The organism is Photobacterium aquimaris, from assembly GCF_002954455.1.
Lineage (GTDB): Bacteria > Pseudomonadota > Gammaproteobacteria > Enterobacterales > Vibrionaceae > Photobacterium > Photobacterium aquimaris.
Map to the genome: position 1 here is coordinate 228,236 of NZ_MSCC01000003.1, position 25,712 is coordinate 253,947.

The following is a 25,712-nucleotide window of genomic DNA, read 5'->3' on the forward strand; positions in this document are numbered from 1 at the left end:
TACGGTGGTTAAGCTTTATATGGATTGGGTGAAAAAAATAAAGGCGGGATGGCGTTTAATCCGTAATAAGGTGAAAGCATTAAAACTTAATCTTTATCGAAAAATATACGATAAGCGCGAACAGGAGATAGATTTTGAGCCATCGAAGATTAAATCAGTTCTACTCCTACGCTGGGATAATAAGTTAGGTGACGCTATTATGTGTGGTAGTTTTATTAAATTACTGCGCCAATATCGCCCCGATATTCATATTACAGTCTTAACGGGGACGACGACAAAACTATGGGTGGAGAAAGCTGCTCCTGCTGATGACTATATCATTTATACAAAAGCTAAAAGAAAGCAGATAATTACAGATAATAAGCGTAAATTTGATCTGTTTGTTGATCTTGGTACAAATTGTAGTCATAAAGATTTATGCCTTGCTTCTCAGTTTAAGGCCAAGCATTACCTTGGTTTTAATAAACAGCACTATCATTTATTTGATGTTGAAGTTGCACCACAATATGTCCATTTTAAAGAACGATATATTGCTGCTGCACAGCAACTTATATCTCAACCTATTGATGAGCAATGCTCACTACCTATTCCTGAATTTAGTCAACAGAGAGTCGAATTACAGCAATTTATTAATCAAGCACAACAAAAATTTAGCCATGTAGTAGGGGTTAATTTATTTGGTTCAAGTAAATATCGTCGCTTTTCATTGGAGCATGCAAAAGCATTGATTTTTCAATGGCGAAAGCAGTTTCCTGATGATTTATTAGTCATTATCCCGACACCGGGAGAGGATAAATTTATTTCGCGTTTAGTGACGGCTGTAAAGGATAATATGGTTATTTCACCTAATTTTCCGGCAAGTTTTGAAGTGTCATTGGCTATTATTGATATTGCTGATTTTACCTTTACTCCAGATACAGCAGTAGTGCACATGGCATCGGCACTCAATAAACCGGTGATTGGCATTTATCGTTACAACATGCAAAATTATGAGGAATGGAAACCTGTAGGGAAGTACTCACAGCGGTTGCTTAATCGTAAACCTTTCAGTGAAAATGACAGTGTTCATGTGCATGAATTTGACTGGCAGGATTTAGTGTTTGCACGCGCAACTATTTTAAAGGCTTTGGCATGAGAATTGGTTTCTTTTTACGAGATTTGAAAATTGAAGGAGTGCAAGTTGTTACTCTTCGTCTAGCTGAAACATTAATGAATATGGGGCATCAGTGTGAGCTGATTACATTAAATGACGCTCAAGAGTTAGAGCTAACAGCAGGAATTTTACATCATTGCCTTGATATTAAAAAAAGAGTGAGCTTTAAAAAATCAAAGCAGTATGTTGATAATTTTTTATCTTGTATTGAGATGTTAGAAAATAATAACGATAAGTTTGATGCTATTTTCTCTGTTCATGGTGAAACCAATGATATCATCTCATACATAGATAATCCAAATCTGATCTATTGCATTCATAATTCAGATGAATACTCATATAATAATAAGAATTGGTTTGATAAATTAAAATATAGAAAAAGGATGTCTAAAAAAATTAAAGCTAAACATGTTATTTGTGTCTCAAATGGCATTTGTGATTTTATTAAAGCCAAAACTAATAACAGTGCTTTATCTGTTTCTACGATTTATAACCCATTTGATATTGAAAAAATTAAGCAATTGTCACTAGAAGAGCCTGTATATAAATTACCTCAAGATTATATTTTATTCATAGGTAGATTAGAGAAACAAAAAAATATTCCGCTGTTATTAGACAGTGTTAGTAAAATGACAACCAATATACCTTTAGTAATTATTGGTGAAGGTAGTTTAGAGGCTGAGCTAAAACAGCAAGCCATAAATTTAGGTATTAACCATAAGGTGTTATTTTTCCCATTCTGCTTAAATCCTTATTCAATAATGTGTAAAGCAAGAGCATTGGTATTGACTTCTCATCATGAAGGTTTTGGTAATGTATTGGTTGAAGCATTGATCTGCCATACTCCAGTAATTAGTACTGATTGTCCGAGTGGGCCAAGTGAAATATTAACTGGTAACTTACATCATAATTTAGTTAATAATGAAAAAGATTTGGTGATAAGGTTAAATGATATTATTTCTAGCCCTAAAGAAATAATAACAGCTTGTACTTATGAGCACTTCTCTGCAAAAGTGATCGCAGAGAAGTATATGAAGATAGTAAAAAATATCAATTAGATGTTTTTTGTTTGTTGAAACCATAAAATAGTGTAAATAAAGAAAAAAACATAATAAACAATTGTTTATTAATTAGGGGGGGATCTGTTAAACCTGCAATCATTAATATAGACGTTATAGATATAAAACTTATATATGTGTAAGTTTTATCTTTTTTGAGTCTAAATAATGGGGTCAATAAGATTAAAAGTAAAAGAGCTAAACTTTGTAATCCCCACTTAGCAGCTACATCGATGTATTGGTTATGGAAATGACTAAATTTTGAGTAATCATTACTATAGATCTCATGATTATTAACTAATTGTTGGACGTCATCTTTCATATTGTTACCAATTCCATGGAATGGTGACTCTTTAATTAAGATTAGTCCTGCTTTCCATAAATTTAAACGGATACCAATAGATGTATTTTCATGACCATTATCAAAGGTTGCAATTTCCGTTGCTGTTGCATCATATAAGCGATCTTTTAATATGGGGAAGCTGCCACCAATAATTAAAAGTGAGCCTATTAAAATATAGCACCATATTTTTTTAGAACAGCCATTAATATACGTATAATATATAACTATAGCTAAAAGTGTTGGTAATAGAGCAATCATGGCACCTCTAGTTTCTGATAACATAACTGCAGCAATACTAAAAATAACAGCGACTAATGAAAGTGTTTTAAGGGCTTTATTTTTAATGAAAAGGAAGTTAATTAATGCTAATACTCCAATTACACAAATATATGTAGAATAAGGAATGGCATTTATTGGCCAAAAATCACGTGGTATTTTTAGTATAAAAGTCATATGAATGACAAATAATAAAGCGCATACACTGCCGATAAATACAATTAATGATAGTATGTTTTTTGATAGCAACCGATATGGCATAAATGTTGATAATACACAAATGATACTGATTGATCGAACATTAAGTGGGTTTACAATATTAAAAGCGTCAAAGAATACAGATAAAAATAAGAGGGAAAACATTACCCATAAATATTTATTTTTAATGTTTTCTTTTAAAAAATTACTGCGATATATAACTAAAGATATCATAGAAGATATTAATGTTAATACGACTAAAATTTTATCGCCATTTTCGAAATAAAATAATCCAGTAAAAATCCATAATATTGGTAGGATTATTAAAAAATTAGCGCATTTTTCAATGATATTAGCTTTTAGCATAAGGGTTCTCATCATTATTTTGACGTGTCTTTAACAAGCGTAAAATCCACATATATTGCTCTGGGCGCTGACTAACATATTGTTCAATACACTGATTCATCATTCGTGCATCTTGCTCTTCTGTTTCTGCAGGAAAGGGCAGAGCAGGATAAAAATCCAGTTCATACATACCCGTTTCACTGTTGTACATAGCAAATAACGGTACAATTTTGGCGCGACTTAATTTTGATAGTCGACCTAAGCCTGCCATCGTCGCTTTAGTGGTGCCAAAGAAATCAACAAATACACTGTGTTCTGGGCCTAAATCTTCATCAGGCAGGTAATAACCTAAATAGCCTTCACGTACTGATTTAATAAACGGTTTAATACCGCCGCTGCGTTCATAAACACGGCCGCCATATTGCACTCGTTGACGGTGCATTAGCCAATCAGAGACTGGGTTTTTTTGTTTTTTTGCCATTGCTGATACAGGTAATCCACGCGAGGCAAGTAACACCGCTGGAATATCAATAGCCCACGTATGTGGCACTAATAAAATCACGCTTTGCTGCTGCTCAGTAAGGCTGGTAAGGTTTTCCATTCCACGAATAACCGTGTGCTGTTCAAGCCAAGCTTTATTGCGTAATGATAGTGATGCAAAACCTGTTAGAAAGCTGCCTGCTGTGATTAAATTTTGTAATAAAATTGCTTCGCGCTCAGTCTCTGATTTTTCAGGAAAGCACATTTTGAGATTAACGCGAGCACGATGGTTAGCGCCGCTTTTAAGTTTGATGGCTTGTTTGGCAAAAATAGTTGCTAGTGCCCGACGTGCGCCATGAGGTAATAAGCTTAATAGTGAAGCAATTATTACCGCGAGCCACGTACCCCAATAACGAGGGTGGATAAAAGACCACTCAAATTGAGGGTTATAAGCTTGTTTGTCGTAATGGTTTTTAGTCATATCAATTACGTTTATCTCACGAAGTTATGGTGTGGGCGAATATGATGCCAACGTATTTATTACGTTGTTATTACCACTGCTATTTGTATATTCTACCGTTATTGAACTGAAGGTAAAATGGTAATTAAATCAACTATTCATCCTATGTATTAATACTGAGTAATGACTCATTTTTTAGCAATTGGGCATTATTTATATTGGTAGCTGAAGTCATGGCTTTTATTACCTTACTCAGATGATAAATCTTAAATTATGATAACATTATATCTACAGCAAGGGCGAAGGATGATAATAAAATGAAAACCCGCGATCGAATTATTCATGCAGCATTGGCGTTGTTTAATGAACACGGTGAACCCAATGTCACCACCAACCATATTGCTGCTGATTTAGGGATCAGCCCTGGTAATCTGTATTATCATTTTCGCAATAAAGGACAAATTATTCATTGCATCTTTGACCAGTATGCAATTGATTTAAAAGTTAGTTTTGAGCCAATGAATGTTGTTGAAACCATCGAAGATAGCTTATTACGTTATCTTGATGCGGTGTTTCTGTTGATGTGGCGTTACCGATTTTTCTATGCCAATTTACCTGACATTCTACGTCGAGACGCGACTTTACAGGCTAAATACCTAGCGGTTCAAAATCAACTTCAGCTCAATATTAGTCAAATAATGATCAATTTTCGTGATGCTGGTCTGCTTGCATTAGCGGATGTTGATCTCAAAGTATTGGCAGATACGTTAAAACTGGTGGCTTCATCATGGATCAGTTATCAAACCACTCAGGTAGCGGGTGCTAAAATTACCCAAACCGTGATTTATCATGGTGTACAACAGATGCTTAATATCGTGCGACCATTGGCGACCGAGCTTGGTCAGCAGCGGGTAACAACATTGCAGCACTATTATTTAGAACAAGAACAACAGTATTTAGAGCAACAGCAGAAGATCACTAGCAGTTAATAACCATTGAACAAGGTTGGCCTGATAGACCAACCTTGTTGACGAGATATTATACTAGCGTCGTAACCATGGGCGTGGATCAACCGGTGTGCCTTTGCGGCGGATCTGGAAGTACAAACCAGGCTGTTCTTGGCCACCACTGTCACCAACCAACGCTATTGGCTCACCAGCTTGTACTGAATCACCAATCTTCTTGAGTAGCGTTTGGTTATAGCCGTAGAAACTCATATCACCTTTACCATGATCGATGGCTATCATCAGACCATAACCGCGTAACCAATCAGCAAATACTACTTTACCTGAGTAAATCGCTTTTACTTGGCTACCAATAGGTTGACTGATCACCATGCCTTTCCAGTGCAACTCACGTTGTAATGGCGCACCATAATTGTGAATGATCGGCCCTCGTAGTGGCCATATCAGCTTACCTTTGTGGCTAGATAAGCCATCCATAGGGACTTGCATTTTAGCGTAACGAGCATTGAGCTGTTTTGCTTGTGCTTCTGCAATGGCTTTGGCTTTGGCTTCTTTCGCTGCAGCAATTCGCGCTTGAGCTTCTGCTTCAGCTTTGGCGCGAGCAGCAGCTTCAGCTTTAGCACGTGCAATGGCTTCAGCTTTGGCTTTGGCAATGGCCTCAAGCATATTTTTTTCATCAGCGCGCAGATCAGCCAGTGCTTCAGTGCTGGTATGGATCTGTGCTTTTATTTTATTGAGCGTCAATTGGCGTGATTGTTGCTGGTCATCAAGCTGTTGCTTTTGTTGGTTAAGCTCAGTAAGTGCTTGTTGTTTTTGTGTTTTTTGTTCATCTAAAGTGTGAATTTTAAGCTGCAATTCAGTTTTGGTCGCATCAAGCATATCAATGGCATTTGCGCGCGCTTTACTGACATATTCAGCATAGGTTGTCATTCGATCTAATTTTGCTGAATTTTCACCACTGAGAAGATTGGCGATATCACTGTTATTACCTTGACGATATTGAGCATTAATCAAGGTTTTGAGCACACTAAGTTGTTGCTGCTGTTGTTGTTGTAACTGTTGTAATTGATCTTCTAACTTGGTGATTGACTGAGTTAGGGCAGCTAACTGGTCATTGGTTTGGTGGATTTTATTTGCAGTTTGAGCGATATCCAGTTCACGTTGTTTAAGTTGTTTTTGTAATGCAACATAGTTTTGCTGATTACTGTCGAGCTGATTTTTTTGGCGTGATATTTCCTGTTTTACGCCATCAAGCTGTTTTTGACTGGATGCTGCACATGGGGCTGCAAAAACCACACATAGAAAAGCGCCAGTGCATAAAGCACTGGCGCGGATTTTTAGGTTGAGGTGTCTATTAATAATATCCCGCATGGGATAATTATTTCAGATTGTATAGCACCTGACCAGACATCTCTGCTGGGATTTCGATATCTGTTAGCGACAGCATTGTTGGCGCTAGATCAGAAAGCTTACCATCAGACTTAAGATCAAGGTTTTTATTACCTACGTAAATTAATGGTACTGGTAAGTTAGTGTGTGCAGTATGGATACCACCCGTTTCAGGGTTGATCATCATTTCTGCGTTACCGTGGTCAGCTGTGATTAATAATTGACCATCCATTTCTTTGATTGCAGCAACAACTTGACCAATGCAGCTATCAAGTGCTTCACACGCTTTAACAGCAGCATCATAAACGCCAGTATGACCGACCATGTCACCGTTAGGGTAGTTACAGATAATAACGTCAAATTCGCCACTCTTAATTGCAGCGACTAATTTTTCAGTTAGTTCTGGTGAACTCATTTCTGGTTGAAGATCGTAAGTTGCCACTTTTGGTGATGCAACTAATGAGCGTGACTCACCATCAAACTCGTCTTCTTTACCGCCGTTAAAGAAGAAAGTAACGTGGGCGTATTTTTCAGTTTCAGAAATACGTAGCTGTTTTTTACCTTTCTTTGATAGCCACTCACCTAAAGTATTTTCTAGGCTTGCAGGCGCAAAAGCTGTGGTTAGTTCAATGTCAGCAGCGTACTGAGTTAACATTACAAAATCAGCTAACTGTGGGAACTGTGCGCGAGCAAAGTCAGTAAATCCAGTCTCAAACGTACGGGTAATTTCGCGGGCACGGTCAGCACGGTAGTTCATGAAGATAACGCTATCGCCATCTGCCATGATTGCAGCTTCCTGGCCTTCAGCACGTAATTCAGTTGCTTTAACGAACTCATCGTTTTCACTGCGCTCGTAAGCTGCCGCTAGACCTTCTGTTGCATTAGCAAAGGTAAACTCACCTTTAGCAGCAGTAAGTAAGTTGTAAGCAACTTCAACGCGATCCCAGTTGTTATCACGATCCATTGCGTAGTAACGACCCACTAGAGAAGCTGTACGGCCTTTACCTAGCTTGGCAAATAGGGCATCAAAACGCTCTAGTGAATGTTGTGCACTACGTGGTGGTGTATCACGACCATCAAGGAATGCGTGTAGGTAGATTTTCTCTGCGCCACGTTTTGCCGCCATTTCAATAGCTGCAGCAATGTGATCTTCATGGCTGTGTACGCCACCTGGAGATACAAGACCTAAAATATGAACCGCTTTACCTGCATTTACTGCTTTATCAATCGCATTAACCAGTGCTTCGTTTTCAAAAAACTCACCATCGCCAATTGCTTTAGTAATACGAGTAAGATCTTGATATACCACACGACCAGCGCCGATATTGGTATGACCCACTTCAGAGTTACCCATTTGGCCTTCAGGTAGACCAACTTCTAGGCCTGATGCTGCGATAAGCGTATTTGGATTGTTTGCCATTAACGCATCCATTACTGGTGTGTTAGCGTTTGCAATCGCGTTATTAGCGTTATCTTCGCGGTAGCCCCAGCCATCTAGAATAACAAGTGCAAGTGGTTTCTTCGCAGACATATGCTGTCCCTCTTCGAATTAAATAAAATACATCAATTACCTTAATAGGCGCAGTGTATAACGCACCGTTTAAGGTAATTGATATAATAATTATCATGATTTTACTACAAAAGCACATTAAAGCAGTAGCAGTAGATGCAACTAAATCATCGCATAGCTATTTATACTGTGAGTCGAATATAGGCATTTATTGATTAAAGTGTAAGTCCTAGATCACAGTTTTTTTCTATTTCATTGATAGGTCATTAGTCAATAAGCTTTTATACTCAAGGGTGCTGTTACAAGATCAGCATCCTAGGTATACTCACACTCATTTTTTTAGCCCCGTCATATCATGGCTGGCAGTAGCTAACCATGACAAAAGAGTAAAGTAAATGCATCAATATATTGAATTTCTAACCAGTAACCCTGTTTTATCATTAGCTTGGATTGGTATTGTAGTTGCACTGATCAGCTCGGTGGTGAAGGAGAAAAATGCCAAATACAAAACGATTAGCATTAATGAAGCAACCGCGTTAGTGAATAACGAAGACGGTGTATTCCTTGATATTCGTAACCGTGAAGATTTTCGTAAAGGTCATATTGTAGGCTCAGTTCACATTTTACCAAGCCAAATTCAACGTCAGAACACTCCAGAGCTTGAAAAACACAAAGCTGCCCCAATTATTGTTGTATGTAAGACAGGTCAAACAGCACAAGAGAGTGCAAACCAGTTAAGTAAAGATGGTTTTACTAATGTTAGCGTTTTAAAAGACGGTCTTATTGCTTGGAATGAAGCAAACTTACCGCTTGTTGCAAGCAAGAAAAAATAATTGTATTCGATGTGACTTTGCAGCTTGTTGAGTGTGAAGGCATGATTCAAATTGATGCAGCCTGTGGAATTCACAGTTGCTAGTATAATTAATAGCTCGTGGTAGCGAGTATTTATAAAGGACTCCAAAAATGGCTGAAGCAGCAAATACCGAAGCACAACAAAACTTCCAAATTCAACGCGTATTCCTAAAAGATGTGTCTTTTGAAGCGCCAAACTCACCTGACGTATTCCAAAAAGAATGGAATCCAGATGTGAAATTGGATCTTGATACTCAAAGCCGTGAATTAGCTGAAGGTGTATATGAAGTCGTACTTCGTCTGACCGTAACAGTGAAGAACGAAGAAGAAAATGCATTCCTATGTGAAGTTCAGCAAGGTGGTATTTTCACTGTTGCTGGTATGGAAGCACCACAACTAGCACATTGCCTAGGCGCATTCTGCCCGAACATTTTGTTCCCATATGCACGTGAAACAATTTCTAGCCTAGTAGTTAAAGGTACGTTCCCACAATTGAACCTAGCACCAGTAAACTTTGATGCTTTATTCATGAACTACCTAGAAAACCAAGCTGAAGCAAATACTGCTAATTCAGAAGCTTAATTTGTAAAAAGTGACCAATATGATGAACGTTAATAATACGATTTCGATGGCAGTGTTAGGGGCTGGATCTTACGGTACAGCATTAGCAATTGCATTAGCCAGAAATGGTGCCAATGTCATTTTGTGGGGTCATGAACCTCAACATATGGCGCAATTGGAAATCGATCGTGCCAATGAAGCGTTTCTTCCTGGAGTAAGTTTTCCTGATTCGCTAATTCTAACCTCAGACTTACAAGCCGCTGTTGAAGGCAGTCGTGATGTGTTGGTGGTTGTACCGAGCCATGTTTTTGGTAATGTACTTATGCAAATGAAACCTTTTTTACGTCCAGACTCTCGTATCTGCTGGGCAACAAAAGGGCTTGAACCTAATACAGGACGTTTACTTAAAGACGTTGCAGTTGAGGTTTTAGGCGACAAAATACCGTTAGCGGTGTTGTCAGGGCCTACGTTTGCTAAAGAATTAGCCGCAGGTATGCCAACGGCGATTGCCGTTTCTTCACCGAATACCGAGTTTGTAGCTGATCTGCAACAAAAAATTCATTGTGATAAGACATTTCGTGTTTATAGCAATAGTGATTTTATTGGTATGCAGTTAGGCGGTGCGGTGAAAAATGTGATCGCGATTGGTGCAGGTATGTCTGATGGTATTGGTTTTGGTGCCAATGCGCGGACTGCACTTATCACGCGTGGTTTGGCTGAAATGTGTCGCTTAGGTGCAGCACTTGGCGCGCAACCAGAAACCTTTATGGGTATGGCCGGTTTAGGTGATTTAGTGCTGACATGTACTGATAACCAATCACGTAATCGTCGTTTTGGCTTAGCTCTGGGCCATGGTAGCAGTGTCGAGCAAGCTCAACAGGATATTGGTCAAACAGTAGAAGGTTATCGTAACACCAAAGAAGTGTGGTTATTGGCTCAACGTCATCAAGTTGAAATGCCAATTACTGAGCAAATTTATCAAGTGCTTTATCTTGGTAAAGATGCCCGCGAAGCAGCAAAAGACTTACTTGCACGTGAGAAAAAGTACGAATAAAGTTGCTTGTTGAGGGTGATAACTGGTATCTATTGAATAACGCGAGCTTAGGCTCGCGTTATTTTTTATAACTGTACTAAAATACAATAATGTTCAGTGGATTGATTGTGGAAAGTCATTCAGCCGCCACTGTTACTGAAGTCATGGCTGTTGATGGTCGTGGAAGTGATTACAATATAGAGTGAAGTCGAGGAACTTGTGAAGGAATGTCAGCAATATCAATTATGGCTAGCGATTGAGCAAGAAGCACGACAGCAAGCCGAACAAGAACCTATGCTTGCTAGCTTTTATCATGCCACTATTATCAAGCATGAAAATTTAGCTTCAGCATTGAGTTACATCTTAGCCAATAAATTGGCAACACCATCAATGCCAGCGATGGCAGTACGTGAAGTAATAGAAGAAGCTTTCGTTAGTGATAGTAATATCGTTGAAGCTGCAGCTTGTGATATTCGAGCGGTTGTTGAACGCGATCCCGCGATTGATGCTTATTCTATTCCATTACTTTACCTAAAGGGCTGTCATGCTCTACAGGGTTATCGTGTCGCTAATTGGCTGTGGAAGCAAAATCGCAAAGCGTTAGCGGTTTATTTACAAAATCAAATTTCGGTGGCGTGTCAGGTTGATGTGCATCCTGCTGCGAAGATTGGCTGTGGGATTATGTTTGACCATGCAACGGGAATTGTGATTGGTGAAACAGCCGTAATTGAAGATGAAGTGTCGATCCTACAGGATGTTACCTTAGGTGGTACCGGTAAAGAAAGTGGCGATCGCCATCCTAAAATTCGCCAAGGAGTGATGATAGGTGCGGGTGCCAAGGTGCTGGGTAATATTGAAGTGGGGGTCGGAGCTAAGATTGGTGCGTGCTCAGTGGTATTAGAATCCGTACCGCCACACACTACTGTGGCTGGTGTGCCTGCGATCATTCTTGGTCGACCAAAAACAGCAAAACCAGCGACTGAAATGGATCAGCAATTTAATGGCAGTAACGAGCCATTTACTCATATCGATTAAGCAATAGTATTGACGCTATAGCGAATTAAGGCGATCAAATGATCGCCTTGATTGTTTTTATTTGGCAGAAATTTTAGATAGCACCGTTAAAATCTAGCTGACGCCAAGCTTCAAAAGCAATGACCGCCACAGCATTGGATAAGTTTAAGCTGCGGCTATCGGGTTGCATTGGAATACGTAACCGTTGTTCTAGAGGTAAGCTCGCAATAAATTCAGCGGGTAAGCCACGTGTTTCTGGACCAAATAACAACACATCACCTTCAGCAAATTCGGCATTAACGTGGTAGTTAGTGGTTTTGGTGGTACAAGCAAAAATACGTCGCCCCGCCATAGCCTCCATAAAAGCATCAAAGTTTTTATGACGAAACACATGGGTGAGATCATGATAATCTAAACCGGCGCGACGCAGTTTTTTTTCTTCTAAATCAAACCCTAGCGGTTCAATTAAATGTAAATTGGCACCACAATTAGCGCTAAGGCGAATAATATTGCCAGTGTTAGGGGCGATTTCAGGTTCATATAACGCAATATCAAACATAGTTATTCTGCTTTATTTGGTGCAAAAAGATGGCATATTGTGACAAGCACAACGTCAACAAGCAATCATCTTTATGCACGAAGTTAAGCTTGATGGTTAACGAGCAAGTGGTAATGTCATGCTGATCCGTAATCCACCTAGTGGGCTAGAGGTCGCTTTGATAGTGCCACTGTGTTGACGTAGAGCACTTTCTGTTATTGCGAGCCCTAACCCGGTACCGCCACTGCTACGATCACGCGCGGTTGATACACGATAAAAGGGTCTGAAAATATCATCAAGTTCATCACTTGGTACGCCTTCACCATTATCATCAATGGTGATCAGCAATTGCTGCTGTTGTTGGGTAAAATTAATTTCAATGACGTCATTGCCATATTTTATCGCATTGCGGATCACGTTCTCTAGTGCGCTGATCAACAAGTTAGGATTGCCTTTTATCGGCCACTCTTGAAGGTGGTGATAGGTTAAGGTCTTATGATGTTGCTCGGCTTCAAAACGCGCATCTTCTAACATTTCATACCACAGACTATAGCTATCAACGATTTGTTGCTGTTGGTGGCTATTGACTTGCATTCGTGACAACTCCAAGAGCTCACTGATCATTTTTTCTAATCGTTCGGCTTCGGTATCAATACGGGATAACTCACTGCTTTGGCCTTGTTTGCGCTGTGCCAGTGCCGTTGCCATTCGTAGTCGCGTTAATGGTGATCGTAATTCATGTGAAATATCAGATAGTAACCGTTGTTGACCACTAATAATATTATTTAAAGCATCGACCATTTGATTAAAGCTCGCACCGGCCTTTTTAAACTCTTGCGGTCCTTGCTCTAAGCTAGGATCTACGGCAAATTCACCGCGAGCAACGCGCTCAGCCGCTTGTTGTAAGCGTCGTGCAGGACGGGTTACAGCCCAAGCTAACCACAATAAAAACGGCGTGCTTACCAGCATAGTAAGCAATAACAGTTTAAAGGGTTTATCCATTATTTGAATGAAAAATGGCGGTGCACCTCGCCAAACTTGACCGCTATACATATACAGCGGTTGATGTTCGGTGGTGATCATAAACGGTCCTGCAATCAGCCAGCGACCATAAAGGCGTTGTTTGGGCTTGTTGGGATTGTCGGCAATGGTGATGAAATTACGTAGCGCTTTAGTGTGCTTTTGTGGCGCAATAATATCACCCTCAACCGTGGTGAAGTAAAGCTGGCTATTATGGTTATCTCGGCGTTTAGTCAGAGCTTTGACATGAGTGATGAGCTTGGCGGAGTTAGGTGAACGATGGTGGTCTAAACGTTGATTTACCTGAGATGCTTGTGATTGAAGCCGTTGTAAAAGATGATCGGGGATCGGTTGTATTGAGCGAGGATCGTATTGAAACATTAGCACCAGAGCGACCACTACCACCAATAATGTGGTCCAGAAAATGGCAAAGATACGCCCATAAAGGTGCGTAAAACCAGGTACTCTCATTATTGAGCCTCAACCAACAAATACCCTTTACCACGCAGAGTTTTGATCAGTGGTTTACCATCACTACGTACTGGCAGTTTTTTACGTAAGTTTGAGACATGCATATCAATTGCGCGATCAAATTGGGCTAAGCGTTTGCCAAGTACTTCCAAGCTAAGCTCTTCTTTAGCTATGATTTTTCCTGGATGTTGAACAAAATAACTTAATAACGCTAATTCAGTTCCGGTCATTTCAATGGGTTGTTGGTGATGCAGCACTTCTTGGCGACCGGGGTAAATAGTAAGATCTTGATAAATTAGGCACTCGCTATTGCTGGCTTTAGTATCGGAATTGGTTTGAGTACGTCGCAGTACCGCGCGCATACGAGCAAGTAATTCTCGATCGCTAAACGGCTTTGGCAAATAGTCATCAGCACCAAGTTCAAGACCAAGTACGCGATCTATTTCATCACCTTTGGCGGTCAGCATCATTACTGGTGTGGTGTGTTTTTCACGTAGACGGCGCAACATTTCAGTACCGTTCATTTTTGGCATCATCACATCAAGTAAGATCAAATCAATGCTGGCATCGATTTTTTGTAATCCTTCAATACCATTATTGGCTTCCTCAACCTCAAACCCTTCAAGCTCAAGAATATCTTTAAGGAGTGCGGTCAGTTCTATATCGTCATCGACTAAGAGAATTTTTGCCATTGTGAAGTCCTACTATGTAATGCGATCGGCCAATTAAAGAGGCATTAGTATCGCTAATATTTAGCTGTACGCCAAGTTAAGCAGTATCAGCTTTACGCTAGTTTACGTTTACTAGACAGCGGTTTACCTTCCACAGGTTATGATAATGACCAAGCCATATAAAATGGCAATTTATCAAATACTAATGCTGGAGAAACCACAATGAAATTATTTAATAAAACAATTGTTATCGCGATGGCATTACCATTAGCGCTAGGTTCAATGTCAGCGTTTGCTGGCCAAGAACATCATGACGGTATGAAAAAAGGCCACCATGGTGGTAAGCTTTTTAGCCAGTTAGATCTTACTGCTGCTCAAAAACAAGAAATGAAAACGCTACGTCAAGCTAATCGCAGTGAGTACAAAGCGCAACGAGTTGAAAACCATAAATTGATGCAAGCAGATCAACAACAACTTGAAAAATTAGTGTTAGCAAATAATTTTGATGAGTCAGCTGTACGTGCAGTGGCTGAGAAAATGTCTCAACAACAGGTTGAGCGTCGTGTTGCGATGTTAGAGCAGCGTCATAAAATGCTTAATATTCTAACGCCAGAGCAAAAGCAAAAGTATGTTGAGCTTAAGCAACAGCAAGCAGAAAAACATCTTATGCGTTTAGAAGCGAAACAACATCACTAATTAAGGGTGAGTTAGGTATTTATTAGCCATAGTCTTGACTATGGCTTTTTTGTTTTTGATATTAACTTTATTATTTGGTGTTTTTTTAAGTTCTTTAGCCATAAACGGCATCAGAACAAGGCAGTAATTGTATTTTTATGATAGGTTTTGTTGTTAATTTTTATTATAAAACAGCTATACTGCGTGATATTAATTATCGCCACCATTTCCTCAATCATTAATGTCGCCACTTATTATTAGTTATTATAGGTTTACTCAAAAAAATATAAAAATAACCAGCATGACGATTATAAGCATTGGCCGACGGGGAAGTGACGAGCTAGCGTGATATGAATCAACAAACTATTTCATTAAAATTGTAATACTTCTACATAAGTAGGAAAGTTTCAGTTTTCACGAACACAGTATGATCGTCATCGACTGTGATACCGAGTGGGGGAACCTTGGTATATCGTGTTGGATTTGATTTTTCAATTCCCAAAGTCAGAGGGTAACCATGATTAAGAAGATTGGTGTTTTGACCAGTGGTGGTGACGCACCTGGTATGAATGCAGCGGTTCGCGGCGTAGTTCGTGCAGCGTTGACTGAAGGTCTAGAAGTTTACGGTATTTATGATGGCTACCAAGGCCTATATAACAACTGTATTAAAAAGCTAGATCGTCAAAGTGTATCTGATGTGATCAACAAAGGCGGTACATTTTTAGGTTCGGCACGTTTTCCTGAATTCCGTGAAGTGGAAGTTCGTGAAAAAGCGATTGAAAACCTAAAATTGCACGGTATTGATGCATTAGTCGTTATTGGTGGTGACGGCTCATATATGGGTGCAAAGAAGTTAACTGAAATGGGTTACCCATGTATCGGTCTTCCGGGCACGATTGATAATGACGTTGCAGGTACTGACTACACTATCGGTTACATGACAGCAATGAACACTGTTATTGATGCGATTGACCGTCTACGTGATACGTCATCTTCTCATCAGCGTATTTCTATCGTTGAAGTTATGGGTCGTCACTGTGGTGATTTAACCCTAATGTCAGCAATTGCAGGTGGCTGTGAGTACATCATCACACCTGAAGTTGGCCTTGATAAAGAGAAGTTAATCACTCATATCAATGAAGGTATTGCGAAAGGTAAAAAGCACGCGATTATCGCCATCACTGAATTAATGACAGACGTTAACGCGCTGGCTAAATTTATTGAAGCTGAAACTGGCCGTGAAACGCGTGCAACAGTATTAGGCCATATTCAACGCGGTGGTCAACCAACAGCGTTTGACCGTGTATTAGCATCACGTATGGGTGCTTATGCGGTTGATCTTCTTCAGCAAGGAGAAGGTGGTCGTTGTGTGGGTATTCAGTGTGAAAAACTGGTTCACCACGATATCATCGATGCGATTGAAAATATGCGTCGTCCAGTACGTAACGATTTATATGAATTGGCTGAAAAGCTGTTCTAAAATTACGTTATTAAGATACTGAAATAAGGAAGGTCGATAATTATATCGGCCTTTTTTTATGTCGTTTTTAAGCTGTCGGTGGTTATTACAGACAATAAAAAGGCCACCCGTAGGTGACCTTGATGTAATCAATCATTAAGAAAGATTATTTTTTTGCTTCAGCTGCTGCTTTAGCGATAGCTGCAAAGCTTTTCGCGTCAAGTGCAGCACCGCCAACTAGCGCACCATCGATGTCTGGTTGTGCGAAGTAAGCTGCAGCGTTTTCAGGCTTAACAGAACCGCCGTATTGGATAACAACGTTCTTAGCAACTTCTTCTGATTTCTCAGCAATGTGAGCACGGATTTGAGCATGGATACGTTGTGCATCTTCAGCTGTTGCCGCTTTACCAGTACCGATAGCCCAGATTGGTTCGTAAGCGATGATTGCACCGTTAAGCGCTTCAACGCCTTGAGTGTTGATTACTGCGTCAAGTTGACGAGCACATACTGCTACAGTTTCACCCGCTTCGTTTTGTGCTTCTGACTCACCGATACAAAGAACAGGAGTTAGACCATTTTCTTTTAGGAAAGCAAATTTCTCAGCAACAAACTCGTCTGATTCGTGGTGGTATTCACGACGCTCAGAGTGACCGATGATGATGTGAGAAGCACCAAATTCTTTAAGCATAGCTGGAGACATGTCACCAGTGTATGCACCGCTGTTGTGTAGGTCAGAGTTTTGAGCACCTAGGATGATCGCGCTGCCTGCATCAGTAAGCGTACGCTCAGCAAGGTCAACGAAAAGTGCTGGTGGAGCAACTGCAACGTCTACGCCTGTAACGCCTTCAAGTTCAGCGTTAAGACCGTTTAGTAGATCAACAACCATTTCTTTGCTGCCGTTTAGTTTCCAGTTACCCATAACTACAGGATGGCGCATAGTTTTTCTCCAAATTTAAATGACGTAATTAACTTAACTACGTAAAAATATACCAGCCGGAACTGAATTTTTACTGTTCAAAATCATTAATGTGCTTGGTTGTACCCTTTTCGCGACAAAAAGTGAACTACAAATAGAAAATTATTTCAATATATGCAGTTTCTTGTCGATTTTTTGTAACGTTTTGGCGGAATATGCTGCCAAGGGTCGACAATGATTTTATCATTTGAACGGCAGTATTTTTGCTTGTTGTGGCGGAGAGTGTGATTGAAGAGCTTGGCTGAAACGCTGTAATTGACGTTGTAATTCTTGCTGTAACAGAATGTTGGTATGGAGTGGGTTGTTAGCGTGATTAATCAGCCGATCAATATGGCTTTGCTGAGCACGTAAACGGGGTTGCATCGCAGTGCTTGCTTGAGTAATCGCTTGGTCAATTAAGCGTTGGCGTAATAATGTAAATTGCTGCGGATCTGTCGCTGCGAGGTGCATGAGTTGGTCAAAATCAGGCAGTGATTGCATTACACGGTTCCTTATTCCACCCCTAGTTCTTAAAGATAGTTGATAGCACAAGATCGCGTTGTCTTATTGTTGGTCATGAGCCTGATGAGTCAGGCTCAGAAACAAGAAAATCAATGGCTAATGCGGTTACCAATAATGTTCCATGGTAATTTGACCTGGAGCTCGACGGAGATTTTTTGTTAAGCCTTTTGCCTCTAATACTGCTTTTGTATCACGCACCATTTGTGGATTACCGCACAGCATCACCTGGCTATTTTCAGCACTGAGATATAAGCCGACATGGCGCTCTAATAATCCATCAGCAATTGCTTGTGGAATACGCCCCGTTAAACATAATGGCGCTGGTTCGCGACTGACAAAGGGTTGCACAATTAATTGATCGCCGTATTGCTGTTTGAGGGCACTGATCTCAGCTTGATAGCTGAGATCTGCTGCAAAACGCACCGCATGAATAAGAATAATTTTACGGTATCGATGCCAGACATCTTTTTGACCTAAAATTGATAGGTAAGGACCAATGGCTGTGCCGGTTGCAAATAGCCATAAATGCTGACTATTAGCGATATCGTCAAGGGTAAAAAAGCCACTTGCTCGTGCTGATATTTGTACTGTATCACCGGCTTGTAAAGCGTGTAATCGTGGTGACAATAAACCATCAGTGACACGAGTGGCATAAATCTCAATATCGGTTTGCTGGGGGGGATTAACAAACGAGTAGGCACGTTGGATCAAGTTATCGCCGATCATTATTCCCAGTTTAGTAAATTGCCCCGCTTTAAACGGTTCAATATTCGCGCGTAGCGATAAACTGAATAAATCTTGGTTCCAGTGACGGTTCGCAATAACTTGTGCAGGGATCCAATCAGCCATAGTGGCCTCCTCGTTATTTGGATGTTATTCGATAAGCACAGCGCCTTTGGCCTGTAATAATGTGTTCTTGACGGTGGATAACGGCATTTTCACCTAATAATTGTTGAAAAACAGCCAATTCAGATTGACAAAGAGAAGGGCATCGCGTGGCGGCAAGACAAATAGGGCAGTGATTTTCAATTAATAAAAAGCCGTTATCATCGCAAATAAGCTCTGCCATATAACCATCACGTTGACGTAACTCTGTCAGTGCGACGAGCTTAGTTTTTAAATCAAGGCAATCGGTAATAGCTGTTTGATAGTGCTCTAGCGTCTGTTGCTCACGTTTGTTGATGATAGCTTGTAGACCTTGGTGGCCAAATAAATCATTTACCGCATCAAGGGTTTGTACTGCTAGTTCATCATGGTGATCACTAAAGTGTTGGTGACCTTGAGAAGTTAGTTGCCAATGGCGGGTTGGACGGCCAACTTTGACTTTTACGTCATAAGCATCGACTAACCCTTGTTCTTCCATCGTCTGTAAATGTTGACGAATACCCATCGTAGTTAACTGAAATTTATCAGCCAATACTTTAGCGGTAACTGGACCATCACATTTGATGTGATAGAGGATTTTTTCGATAGTTTTCATAATCAGTCATTATTGCTGCTCTTAATATATTATGGGATCAGCTTATTAAATAAAGCAATATCTTTACAATGTAATAGTGCGTTAAAAGTAGGACTTCTTAGGTTTAAGATTGGCGTCATTGCTGCGAGAGAAAGTGCAAGCGGTGTGTAGTGCTAACAATAAAAAATGCACCGCAGTGCATTTTTTATGACAGACATGATAGGTATTATAGGGTGTGTTGTTTAACCGCATCATCCTGACGAGTAAGGTCGTAATTTGATGTAATACGACGCATGGTGCCACATTGACCACTAATAAGTAGGGTTTCGGTGGTTGCAATATTGCCTTGACGTTGAATACCAGCCACCAAATCACCTTTAGTAATACCAGTACCTGCAAAGATGACATCATTACTACGTGCCATATCTTCAAGACGAAGTAATTTGTGCGGTTCAATGCCCATTTCGCTACAACGACGAATTTCCATCTCACCTAAACGACGGTTTTCTTCGTTATCGCCTTTTACATGGTGACGAGGTAATAAGCGGCCTTGCATATCACCGCCTAGGGCACGAATAGCAGCTGCAGAAACAACACCTTCTGGTGCGCCACCAATGCAGTACATCACATCGACATCACTTTCAGGCATACAAGTAAGAATAGACGCGGCAACATCGCCATCAGGGAAAGCAAATACACGTACACCCATTGCATGCATGTCAGTGATCAATTGATCGTGACGAGGCTTAGCAAGAACAGTCACTACTAATTCGGTTAATGGTTTATTCAGTGCGTTAGCAATAGCGGCAAGGTTGTCTGCTAATGGCTTATCAAGATCGATAATCCCTTTTGCTTGTGGGCCAACAACCAATTTTTCCATGTACATATCTGGCGCTTTTAGAAGGCTACCTTTTTCACCTGCTGCCAGTACCGCCAGAGCATTGTTTTGTCCCATAGCTGTCATGCGTGTGCCTTCAATCGGATCCACTGCAATATCAACCGCGCAACCACCACAACCGACATGCTCTCCAATATAAAGCATTGGTGCTTCATCGATCTCACCTTCACCAATAACAATTTCGCCATTTATATTAGTGTGATTAAGCAGGGTGCGCATCACTTCTACTGCCGCATTGTCAGCTGCAATTTTATCGCCACGGCCTAACCATTTATGACCAGCAAGGGCTGCGCCTTCGGTAACACGAGCAAATGCTATTGCTAAATCGCCTTTCATGATAACTCCAGATATAGAAATTGGTGGGTGCAAAGGTTTAAAAATTCAGCGTAAATTCTAGCATAATTGACTTATTAACACGGTGGGAAATTAGATTGTTGACACTGGTGGTTGATGATCTAACGCAACACAATCAGCATTATGTGGTAGTAACTAAATAAAAAGGCCTGCTAGAGTGAGCAGGCCTGAAAACAGATTAGCGATGATTATGCGTCATCATCTTCATCTTCTTCGTCAAATGCCCAACCTTTGGCGCACTCAACTGCACGTTGCCAACCACGGTAACGGCGATTTCGCTTTTTATCGTCACTGCATGGAGTGAAGCTACGATCTAATTGCGATTTATGTTTAAGCCCATCAATACTGTCCCAAAATCCAATCGCTAGCCCTGCTAAATAAGCCGCACCAAGTGCGGTCACTTCAGTAACGACTGGGCGATGGACTTCAGTGGCTAAAATATCGGCTTGAAATTGCATTAAGAAGTTATTGGCAACAGCGCCGCCATCAACACGTAATACATTAAGTTTAATTTTAGAGTCTGCTTGCATCGCATCAAGTACATCACGGGTTTGATAAGCGACACTTTCAAGTGTGGCGCGAATAATATGATTAGAGTTAACACCGCGAGTTAAACCGACAATCGCCCCACGTGCATACGGGTCCCAATAAGGTGCGCCTAAACCGGTAAAAGCGGGGACGACATAGACCCCATTAGCACTGCCGACTTTTTCAGCAAAATACTCTGAATCATTAGCATCGCTAAGTAATTTAACTTCATCTCGTAGCCATTGAATCGATGCTCCACCCATAAATACCGCACCTTCAAGGGCGTAAGCGACATCACCTTTAGGACCACAAGCAAGGGTAGTTAATAATCCATTATATGAAGTGACTTTTTCTTTACCGGTGTTCATTAGTAAGAAGCAACCAGTGCCATAAGTGTTTTTCGCTTGTCCTGCTGAAACGCACATTTGACCAAATAAAGCTGCTTGCTGATCGCCTGCAATACCTGCAATCGGAATACGAGTACCACCTTTACCACCAATGTTAGTTTGGCCGTAGACTTCTGAAGAGGCTTTGACTTCTGGCATCATTGATAGCGGAATGTTCAATGCTGTCAGTAACTTTTCATCCCACTGTAAAGTGTTAATATTAAATAGCATGGTGCGAGAGGCGTTAGTGTAATCAGTAACAAATACACGTCCTTGGGTCATTTTCCAAATCAGCCATGTATCAACGGTACCAAATAATAACTCGCCCGCTTCAGCTTGCTCACGTGCGCCTTCGACATTATCAAGGATCCATTTTATCTTGGTGCCGGAGAAGTACGGGTCAACCACTAAACCTGTGGTTTCACGAATATAATCAGTTAAGCCTTGTTGTTTTAACTCTTCACACATCTCAGCAGTACGGCGACACTGCCATACAATCGCGTTATACACAGGTTTACCGGTTTTTTTGTTCCATACGATGGTGGTTTCACGTTGGTTAGTAATACCAATGGCAGCGACTTGATCACTACGAATGCCCGCTTTGGCTAATGCCTCCACCATGGTGGAACTTTGGGTTGCGTAAATTTCTAGAGGATCATGCTCAACCCAACCTGCTTTAGGGTAGATTTGAGTAAATTCGCGTTGTGACGAGCAAACGATATTGGCATTGTGGTCAAGTACCACTGCTCGCGAGCTGGTGGTACCTTGATCTAGCGCGACAATATATTTTCGTTCAGTAGTCATGATGAGTTCCTCGTTATCTTTATTATAGTAGAGTAGATAGTGGCTAAGGGCTGGGTAATTACCGAGTCTGAAGCCTATTGTCGAATAAAATATTACGCTTCAGCTTTTGGAGTATCCGTCGTATTTTTACATTTATTTGGTAAGGTATATTTATTACCAGGTAAGTAAATTCCCATCAATTTAGGGTATGCCCAGCCACCAAATAGTGCGCCACAAATAGGGGCGAAGATTGGTACGATAAAGTAAGGAATATCTTTAGCGCCTGTTAAGGCAACATTGTCCCAACCCGCAAAGAAGGTCAGTAGCTTAGGGCCAAAATCACGAGCTGGGTTCATCGCAAAGCCAGTTAGTGGTCCTAGTGATCCACCAATTACCGCAATTAATAAACCAATCAATAGCGGTCCCATAGCGCCACGAGGGGCACCATTTTTATCATCACCAATGGCTAAAATAGCAAACATTAAGACTGCGGTAATGGTGAATTCAACCGCAAATGCACCGCTAAAACTCAAAGAAGGGTGAGGAAAAGTTGAAAAAATAGAAGCTGTATCAAGGCTAGCGACAGTACCGCGAACAATATTATGGCTAGTTTCATAATCAGCAAAAAGGTCGCTGTATAGGGTATAAACTAATGCCGCCGCGGCAAACGCACCTAATAATTGCGCCAGAATATAGGGCACAACTTTGTGTTTATTAAAACCATGAAAACTGGCGAGTGCAATGGTTACCGCAGGATTTAAATGCGCTCCTGATACGCCAGCAGTGACATAAATAGCAATGGCAACACCCAGCCCCCACATAATACTTATTTCCCATTGACCAAAATCTGCGCCAGCTAATTTCATTGCTGCGACACAGCCAACACCAAAAAATATCAGTAGCCCAGTACCGATAAATTCCGCTAAACATTCTCCGACGAGTGCATTAGGTTTAGAACTTGTCATATTGTCAGTCCTTTTGATAGGGATGTAGGGGATGTGGTTATTTTTATGCAGGGTAATTTACAATAATTACTTTTTTTTAAAATCATAACGGCTTATAAATGTGCGTTCGAGCATAATATGTTCTTAAAAGTGAGCGTTTGGTGGTTTTTTATTGCTATGTTGGCGAGTTGAGATCATTGAATGTGACATTAAGAATGCATTGCTGAGATTGAGATCTGTGGGAGTGGCGGAATATAAAATTGTGGCGCTACATTATCATGGTAATGTGGTACAGAATTTGAGAAAGTTTGTAGATATCACATTATTATTGGCGAATGTGAAGCGTAATTAAGTGATGTAAATTAGCTTAAGCTGGCTGGATTTTGCGGTTTTAAATCGCTAAATTAGCCTGATGTCGGCTGACTTTGCAAAATTTACATCAGACTTGTATGATTTTTATTCATTTGCACTAATGCAATGGAAATGTAGATGTCAGCGAGCCATTGCCTCGCTAGAATAGCAGCTAAGTATATATAACCCAGCTCATAGAGATTACCTTCAATTGTTTGGGTAAATATATGGGCATAGATCAGGTGAACAATATGTCTCTAGAAATGTTGGAAAAATTGGAAGCCAAAGTTCAAATGGCTGTGGATTCAATTTCTTTGCTACAAATGGAAATTGATGAACTAAAAGAAAAAAATGATAGCCTAGCTATGGAAGCACAAGAACTACGCTCTGGTCGTGAGAGTCTTGTTCAAGATAACGAAAAGCTACGTGGCGAGCATAACGTATGGCAAGATCGTGTACGTACGCTACTAGGTAAAATGGAAAACGTAGAATAAGCTTATCCTTAGTTTAATACGATTATCGGCTCGGTATATCATCCTTCTAAAGGACATATACCGAGCCGATTTTTTATGTGTTGATGGAGTCTCTTGTGGTTGATTAATCGATCTCTAAGGCTTCAGGAGATAAAATTACGCCAGTATTATCTGCATAAATATAATCTTCTGGTAAAAATGTCACTCCACCAAAATTGACTGCGACATCAACTTCACCTATCGGTTGTTGGTCGGCACCCACAGGAATAGCAGCTAATGCCTGAATACCAATATCAAGCTGATCGAGTTCATCAACATGGCGTACACAACCATAGATAATGATCCCTTCCCACTGATTTTCCACTGCCAATTGTGCTAAATCGATATCGACTAAGGCACGACGTAATGAGCCACCACCATCGATTAATAGTATTCGTCCTGCTCCAGTTTGAGCCAACACATCATGAATAACACCATTATATTCAAAACATTTTACCGTGGTGATTTGACCACTAAATGAATTTCGACCACCGTAAGAGCTGAACATAGGTTCAACCACATCAACTTGATCGAGATAAATATCACACAGTTCAGAGGTATTGTATTCCATAGATTAGCTTCTTATCGGTAGTAAAAAACAACAGTGAGTGGTTGTCGTTATAGTTTTGGTTTGCACTTAGGCCAGTATCATACCAATTGCAAACAACAGATTGGTGATTAAGGCACATTTAACGATAGTTGCCATCATCGGTCTTAATGCTGCACCATCCGTTGAGTTATACACTTGGCGACCATGGTTAATCAGCAGCGGTAAACTGAGAATAAATAACCATCCAAATAGTGACTTAACCTCAAGTAATGCAAATAAGCTAAAGCACACTACACTCGCGCTAAGCAACACAAGGTGATATTTACGTCCCCATTGTGGTCCCATTCGCACCACTAATGTTTGCTTACCACACGCCTTATCATTATCAATGTCTCGTAAGTTATTGATATTTAGAACGCCAACAGCTAATAAGCCACAAGCTGTTGCTGGCAGCATGATCAATGCATCAATTTGTCCGGCTTGTAAGTAATAGGTACCGGCAACACCTAACCATCCGAAAAAGATCAGTACCGAAAGATCACCAAGGCCACGATAGCCATAAGGTTTATTACCGACGGTATAGGCAATTGAAGCGGCAATCGCTAACAATCCGAGCACCAAAAAGCCGACGATATCATGAGGGTTTTTACATGAGATTAAAATTAAGGTTAAACCACTAATAGCAGTTAGAATGATATTAATAATCATTGCCTTACGCATGGTCGCTGCGGTGACAAAACCCGATTGCATTGCCCGTTGAGGACCTAAGCGATCATCATTATCAGTACCTTTTACTGCATCACCATAATCATTGGCAAGATTAGATAATATTTGTAATAAAAGGGCCGTTAATAAAGCCAGTGCTGCAATGCTAGCTGAAAAGGTACCATGCCACTCAGCGACCGCACTACCACATAAAATTGATGCAATAGCGAGGGGTAAGGTTTTTGGTCTTGCGGCATCTAACCAAATTGTCAGTGAAGAAGGTGGGTTCATAAA

At 40.5% G+C, this 25,712-nt stretch carries 26 protein-coding genes; 10 read left to right on the forward strand and 16 right to left on the reverse strand.

Annotated features, from left to right (window positions below; genetic code table 11):
• Positions 1-28 precede the first annotated feature (28 nt).
• Both BTN98_RS17230 and BTN98_RS17235 read left to right on the forward strand, forming a co-directional pair.
• The gene (locus BTN98_RS17230) at positions 29-1,135 is read left to right on the forward strand and encodes a glycosyltransferase family 9 protein (RefSeq protein WP_162271154.1); all 1,107 of its coding nucleotides are present in this window, start codon (positions 29-31) and stop codon (positions 1,133-1,135) included.
• The gene (locus BTN98_RS17235; protein WP_060997779.1) at positions 1,132-2,211 is read left to right on the forward strand and encodes a glycosyltransferase; all 1,080 of its coding nucleotides are present in this window, start codon (positions 1,132-1,134) and stop codon (positions 2,209-2,211) included. The genes BTN98_RS17230 and BTN98_RS17235 overlap by 4 nt, the downstream gene beginning before the upstream one ends.
• Here the strand turns inward: BTN98_RS17235 and BTN98_RS17240 are convergent.
• Both BTN98_RS17240 and lpxM read right to left on the reverse strand, forming a co-directional pair.
• Positions 2,204-3,394, reverse strand: a complete 1,191-nt coding sequence (locus BTN98_RS17240; RefSeq protein ID WP_060997780.1) for an O-antigen ligase family protein — start codon at positions 3,392-3,394, stop codon at positions 2,204-2,206. The genes BTN98_RS17235 and BTN98_RS17240 overlap by 8 nt on opposite strands.
• Positions 3,381-4,340: a lauroyl-Kdo(2)-lipid IV(A) myristoyltransferase gene (lpxM, locus tag BTN98_RS17245; protein WP_269451311.1), complete on the reverse strand. Its 960-nt coding sequence runs from the start codon at positions 4,338-4,340 to the stop codon at positions 3,381-3,383. The genes BTN98_RS17240 and lpxM overlap by 14 nt, the downstream gene beginning before the upstream one ends.
• Before the next feature lie 290 nt (positions 4,341-4,630).
• Between lpxM and BTN98_RS17250 the strand changes: the two genes are divergently transcribed.
• Complete coding sequence (locus BTN98_RS17250) at positions 4,631-5,302, forward strand: TetR/AcrR family transcriptional regulator (protein WP_060997782.1); 672 nt, start codon at positions 4,631-4,633, stop codon at positions 5,300-5,302.
• Between the two features lie 54 nt (positions 5,303-5,356).
• Here the strand turns inward: BTN98_RS17250 and envC are convergent, their stop codons facing one another.
• Both envC and gpmM read right to left on the reverse strand, forming a co-directional pair.
• The gene (envC, locus tag BTN98_RS17255) at positions 5,357-6,649 is read right to left on the reverse strand and encodes a murein hydrolase activator EnvC (protein ID WP_060997783.1); all 1,293 of its coding nucleotides are present in this window, start codon (positions 6,647-6,649) and stop codon (positions 5,357-5,359) included.
• Positions 6,650-6,656: 7 nt separating this feature from the next.
• Positions 6,657-8,198, reverse strand: a complete 1,542-nt coding sequence (gene gpmM / locus BTN98_RS17260; protein WP_060997784.1) for a 2,3-bisphosphoglycerate-independent phosphoglycerate mutase — start codon at positions 8,196-8,198, stop codon at positions 6,657-6,659.
• Between the two features lie 374 nt (positions 8,199-8,572).
• Here gpmM and BTN98_RS17265 point away from each other — a divergent pair, with 374 nt between their 5' ends.
• From BTN98_RS17265 to cysE, 4 genes are all read left to right on the forward strand, one after another.
• A complete protein-coding gene (locus BTN98_RS17265) occupies positions 8,573-9,010 on the forward strand; it encodes a rhodanese-like domain-containing protein (RefSeq protein WP_060997785.1) in 438 nt (145 codons plus the stop codon).
• 130 nt (positions 9,011-9,140) lie between these two features.
• Positions 9,141-9,611 carry a protein-export chaperone SecB gene (gene secB / locus BTN98_RS17270; protein WP_060997786.1) on the forward strand — a complete coding sequence of 157 codons (471 nt, stop codon included), beginning with the start codon at positions 9,141-9,143 and terminating at the stop codon, positions 9,609-9,611.
• Positions 9,612-9,630: 19 nt separating this feature from the next.
• On the forward strand, positions 9,631-10,644 hold the full coding sequence (gene gpsA / locus BTN98_RS17275) for an NAD(P)H-dependent glycerol-3-phosphate dehydrogenase (RefSeq protein WP_060997787.1): 1,014 nt from the start codon (positions 9,631-9,633) through the stop codon (positions 10,642-10,644).
• Between the two features lie 198 nt (positions 10,645-10,842).
• Positions 10,843-11,658, forward strand: coding sequence for a serine O-acetyltransferase (cysE, locus tag BTN98_RS17280; RefSeq protein ID WP_060997788.1), 816 nt, complete (start codon positions 10,843-10,845; stop codon positions 11,656-11,658).
• 73 nt (positions 11,659-11,731) lie between these two features.
• Here cysE and BTN98_RS17285 read toward each other — a convergent pair whose 3' ends face one another.
• From BTN98_RS17285 to BTN98_RS17295, 3 genes are all read right to left on the reverse strand, one after another.
• Entirely contained in the window at positions 11,732-12,196 is a 465-nt protein-coding gene (locus tag BTN98_RS17285) for a tRNA (cytidine(34)-2'-O)-methyltransferase (RefSeq protein WP_060997789.1), read from the reverse strand.
• Between the two features lie 96 nt (positions 12,197-12,292).
• Positions 12,293-13,666 carry an envelope stress sensor histidine kinase CpxA gene (cpxA, locus tag BTN98_RS17290; protein WP_060997790.1) on the reverse strand — a complete coding sequence of 458 codons (1,374 nt, stop codon included), beginning with the start codon at positions 13,664-13,666 and terminating at the stop codon, positions 12,293-12,295.
• Entirely contained in the window at positions 13,666-14,358 is a 693-nt protein-coding gene (locus BTN98_RS17295) for a response regulator (RefSeq protein ID WP_060997791.1), read from the reverse strand. The genes cpxA and BTN98_RS17295 overlap by 1 nt, the downstream gene beginning before the upstream one ends.
• 201 nt (positions 14,359-14,559) lie before the next feature.
• Here BTN98_RS17295 and BTN98_RS17300 point away from each other — a divergent pair, with 201 nt between their 5' ends.
• Positions 14,560-15,033, forward strand: a complete 474-nt coding sequence (locus BTN98_RS17300; RefSeq protein WP_060997792.1) for a CpxP family protein — start codon at positions 14,560-14,562, stop codon at positions 15,031-15,033.
• Positions 15,034-15,529: 496 nt separating this feature from the next.
• The gene (gene pfkA, locus BTN98_RS17305; protein WP_060997793.1) at positions 15,530-16,492 is read left to right on the forward strand and encodes a 6-phosphofructokinase; all 963 of its coding nucleotides are present in this window, start codon (positions 15,530-15,532) and stop codon (positions 16,490-16,492) included.
• A 145-nt stretch (positions 16,493-16,637) separates the two neighbouring features.
• Here the strand turns inward: pfkA and tpiA are convergent, their stop codons facing one another.
• The 7 genes from tpiA to BTN98_RS17340 form a co-directional block, all read right to left on the reverse strand.
• Positions 16,638-17,408 carry a triose-phosphate isomerase gene (gene tpiA / locus BTN98_RS17310; RefSeq protein ID WP_060997794.1) on the reverse strand — a complete coding sequence of 257 codons (771 nt, stop codon included), beginning with the start codon at positions 17,406-17,408 and terminating at the stop codon, positions 16,638-16,640.
• Between the two features lie 222 nt (positions 17,409-17,630).
• Positions 17,631-17,927, reverse strand: coding sequence for a DUF3135 domain-containing protein (locus BTN98_RS17315; RefSeq protein WP_060997795.1), 297 nt, complete (start codon positions 17,925-17,927; stop codon positions 17,631-17,633).
• Positions 17,928-18,053: 126 nt separating this feature from the next.
• Positions 18,054-18,797, reverse strand: coding sequence for a ferredoxin--NADP reductase (locus BTN98_RS17320; RefSeq protein ID WP_060997796.1), 744 nt, complete (start codon positions 18,795-18,797; stop codon positions 18,054-18,056).
• A gap of 13 nt (positions 18,798-18,810) precedes the next feature.
• The gene (locus BTN98_RS17325) at positions 18,811-19,428 is read right to left on the reverse strand and encodes a helix-turn-helix transcriptional regulator (protein ID WP_060997797.1); all 618 of its coding nucleotides are present in this window, start codon (positions 19,426-19,428) and stop codon (positions 18,811-18,813) included.
• Positions 19,429-19,633: 205 nt separating this feature from the next.
• Positions 19,634-20,641 (reverse strand): class II fructose-bisphosphatase, encoded by a 1,008-nt coding sequence (gene glpX, locus BTN98_RS17330; RefSeq protein ID WP_060997798.1) that lies wholly within the window; start codon positions 20,639-20,641, stop codon positions 19,634-19,636.
• A 206-nt stretch (positions 20,642-20,847) separates the two neighbouring features.
• Positions 20,848-22,377: a glycerol kinase GlpK gene (gene glpK, locus BTN98_RS17335; RefSeq protein WP_060997799.1), complete on the reverse strand. Its 1,530-nt coding sequence runs from the start codon at positions 22,375-22,377 to the stop codon at positions 20,848-20,850.
• Positions 22,378-22,469: 92 nt separating this feature from the next.
• Positions 22,470-23,321, reverse strand: coding sequence for an MIP/aquaporin family protein (locus BTN98_RS17340; RefSeq protein WP_060997800.1), 852 nt, complete (start codon positions 23,319-23,321; stop codon positions 22,470-22,472).
• A 581-nt stretch (positions 23,322-23,902) separates the two neighbouring features.
• On the opposite strand from BTN98_RS17340, the gene zapB reads away from it, so the two are divergent.
• Positions 23,903-24,145 carry a cell division protein ZapB gene (gene zapB / locus BTN98_RS17345; protein WP_060997801.1) on the forward strand — a complete coding sequence of 81 codons (243 nt, stop codon included), beginning with the start codon at positions 23,903-23,905 and terminating at the stop codon, positions 24,143-24,145.
• A gap of 103 nt (positions 24,146-24,248) precedes the next feature.
• Here the strand turns inward: zapB and rraA are convergent, their stop codons facing one another.
• Positions 24,249-24,734 carry a ribonuclease E activity regulator RraA gene (rraA, locus tag BTN98_RS17350; protein WP_060997802.1) on the reverse strand — a complete coding sequence of 162 codons (486 nt, stop codon included), beginning with the start codon at positions 24,732-24,734 and terminating at the stop codon, positions 24,249-24,251.
• A gap of 66 nt (positions 24,735-24,800) precedes the next feature.
• Positions 24,801-25,709 (reverse strand): 1,4-dihydroxy-2-naphthoate polyprenyltransferase, encoded by a 909-nt coding sequence (locus BTN98_RS17355; RefSeq protein ID WP_060997803.1) that lies wholly within the window; start codon positions 25,707-25,709, stop codon positions 24,801-24,803.
• Positions 25,710-25,712 lie beyond the last annotated feature (3 nt).

What these genes read in the sequence shown, in the direction of transcription:
- BTN98_RS17235 (WP_060997779.1), top strand. Translation starts at nt 1,132, where the DNA reads ATGAGAATTGGTTTCTTTTTACGAGATTTGAAAATTGAAGGAGTGCAA.
- BTN98_RS17300 (WP_060997792.1), top strand. Translation starts at nt 14,560, where the DNA reads ATGAAATTATTTAATAAAACAATTGTTATCGCGATGGCATTACCATTA.
- BTN98_RS17250 (WP_060997782.1), top strand. Translation starts at nt 4,631, where the DNA reads ATGAAAACCCGCGATCGAATTATTCATGCAGCATTGGCGTTGTTTAAT.
- zapB (WP_060997801.1), top strand. Translation starts at nt 23,903, where the DNA reads ATGTCTCTAGAAATGTTGGAAAAATTGGAAGCCAAAGTTCAAATGGCT.
- BTN98_RS17285 (WP_060997789.1), bottom strand. Translation starts at nt 12,196, where the DNA reads ATGTTTGATATTGCGTTATATGAACCTGAAATCGCCCCTAACACTGGC.
- tpiA (WP_060997794.1), bottom strand. Translation starts at nt 17,408, where the DNA reads ATGCGCCATCCTGTAGTTATGGGTAACTGGAAACTAAACGGCAGCAAA.
- BTN98_RS17315 (WP_060997795.1), bottom strand. Translation starts at nt 17,927, where the DNA reads ATGCAATCACTGCCTGATTTTGACCAACTCATGCACCTCGCAGCGACA.
- glpK (WP_060997799.1), bottom strand. Translation starts at nt 22,377, where the DNA reads ATGACTACTGAACGAAAATATATTGTCGCGCTAGATCAAGGTACCACC.
- envC (WP_060997783.1), bottom strand. Translation starts at nt 6,649, where the DNA reads ATGCGGGATATTATTAATAGACACCTCAACCTAAAAATCCGCGCCAGT.
- BTN98_RS17340 (WP_060997800.1), bottom strand. Translation starts at nt 23,321, where the DNA reads ATGACAAGTTCTAAACCTAATGCACTCGTCGGAGAATGTTTAGCGGAA.
- BTN98_RS17295 (WP_060997791.1), bottom strand. Translation starts at nt 14,358, where the DNA reads ATGGCAAAAATTCTCTTAGTCGATGACGATATAGAACTGACCGCACTC.
- BTN98_RS17325 (WP_060997797.1), bottom strand. Translation starts at nt 19,428, where the DNA reads ATGAAAACTATCGAAAAAATCCTCTATCACATCAAATGTGATGGTCCA.
- BTN98_RS17240 (WP_060997780.1), bottom strand. Translation starts at nt 3,394, where the DNA reads ATGCTAAAAGCTAATATCATTGAAAAATGCGCTAATTTTTTAATAATC.
- BTN98_RS17355 (WP_060997803.1), bottom strand. Translation starts at nt 25,709, where the DNA reads ATGAACCCACCTTCTTCACTGACAATTTGGTTAGATGCCGCAAGACCA.
- rraA (WP_060997802.1), bottom strand. Translation starts at nt 24,734, where the DNA reads ATGGAATACAATACCTCTGAACTGTGTGATATTTATCTCGATCAAGTT.
- BTN98_RS17320 (WP_060997796.1), bottom strand. Translation starts at nt 18,797, where the DNA reads ATGGCTGATTGGATCCCTGCACAAGTTATTGCGAACCGTCACTGGAAC.
- BTN98_RS17265 (WP_060997785.1), top strand. Translation starts at nt 8,573, where the DNA reads ATGCATCAATATATTGAATTTCTAACCAGTAACCCTGTTTTATCATTA.
- gpmM (WP_060997784.1), bottom strand. Translation starts at nt 8,198, where the DNA reads ATGTCTGCGAAGAAACCACTTGCACTTGTTATTCTAGATGGCTGGGGC.
- glpX (WP_060997798.1), bottom strand. Translation starts at nt 20,641, where the DNA reads ATGAAAGGCGATTTAGCAATAGCATTTGCTCGTGTTACCGAAGGCGCA.
- cpxA (WP_060997790.1), bottom strand. Translation starts at nt 13,666, where the DNA reads ATGAGAGTACCTGGTTTTACGCACCTTTATGGGCGTATCTTTGCCATT.
- secB (WP_060997786.1), top strand. Translation starts at nt 9,141, where the DNA reads ATGGCTGAAGCAGCAAATACCGAAGCACAACAAAACTTCCAAATTCAA.
- gpsA (WP_060997787.1), top strand. Translation starts at nt 9,631, where the DNA reads ATGATGAACGTTAATAATACGATTTCGATGGCAGTGTTAGGGGCTGGA.
- pfkA (WP_060997793.1), top strand. Translation starts at nt 15,530, where the DNA reads ATGATTAAGAAGATTGGTGTTTTGACCAGTGGTGGTGACGCACCTGGT.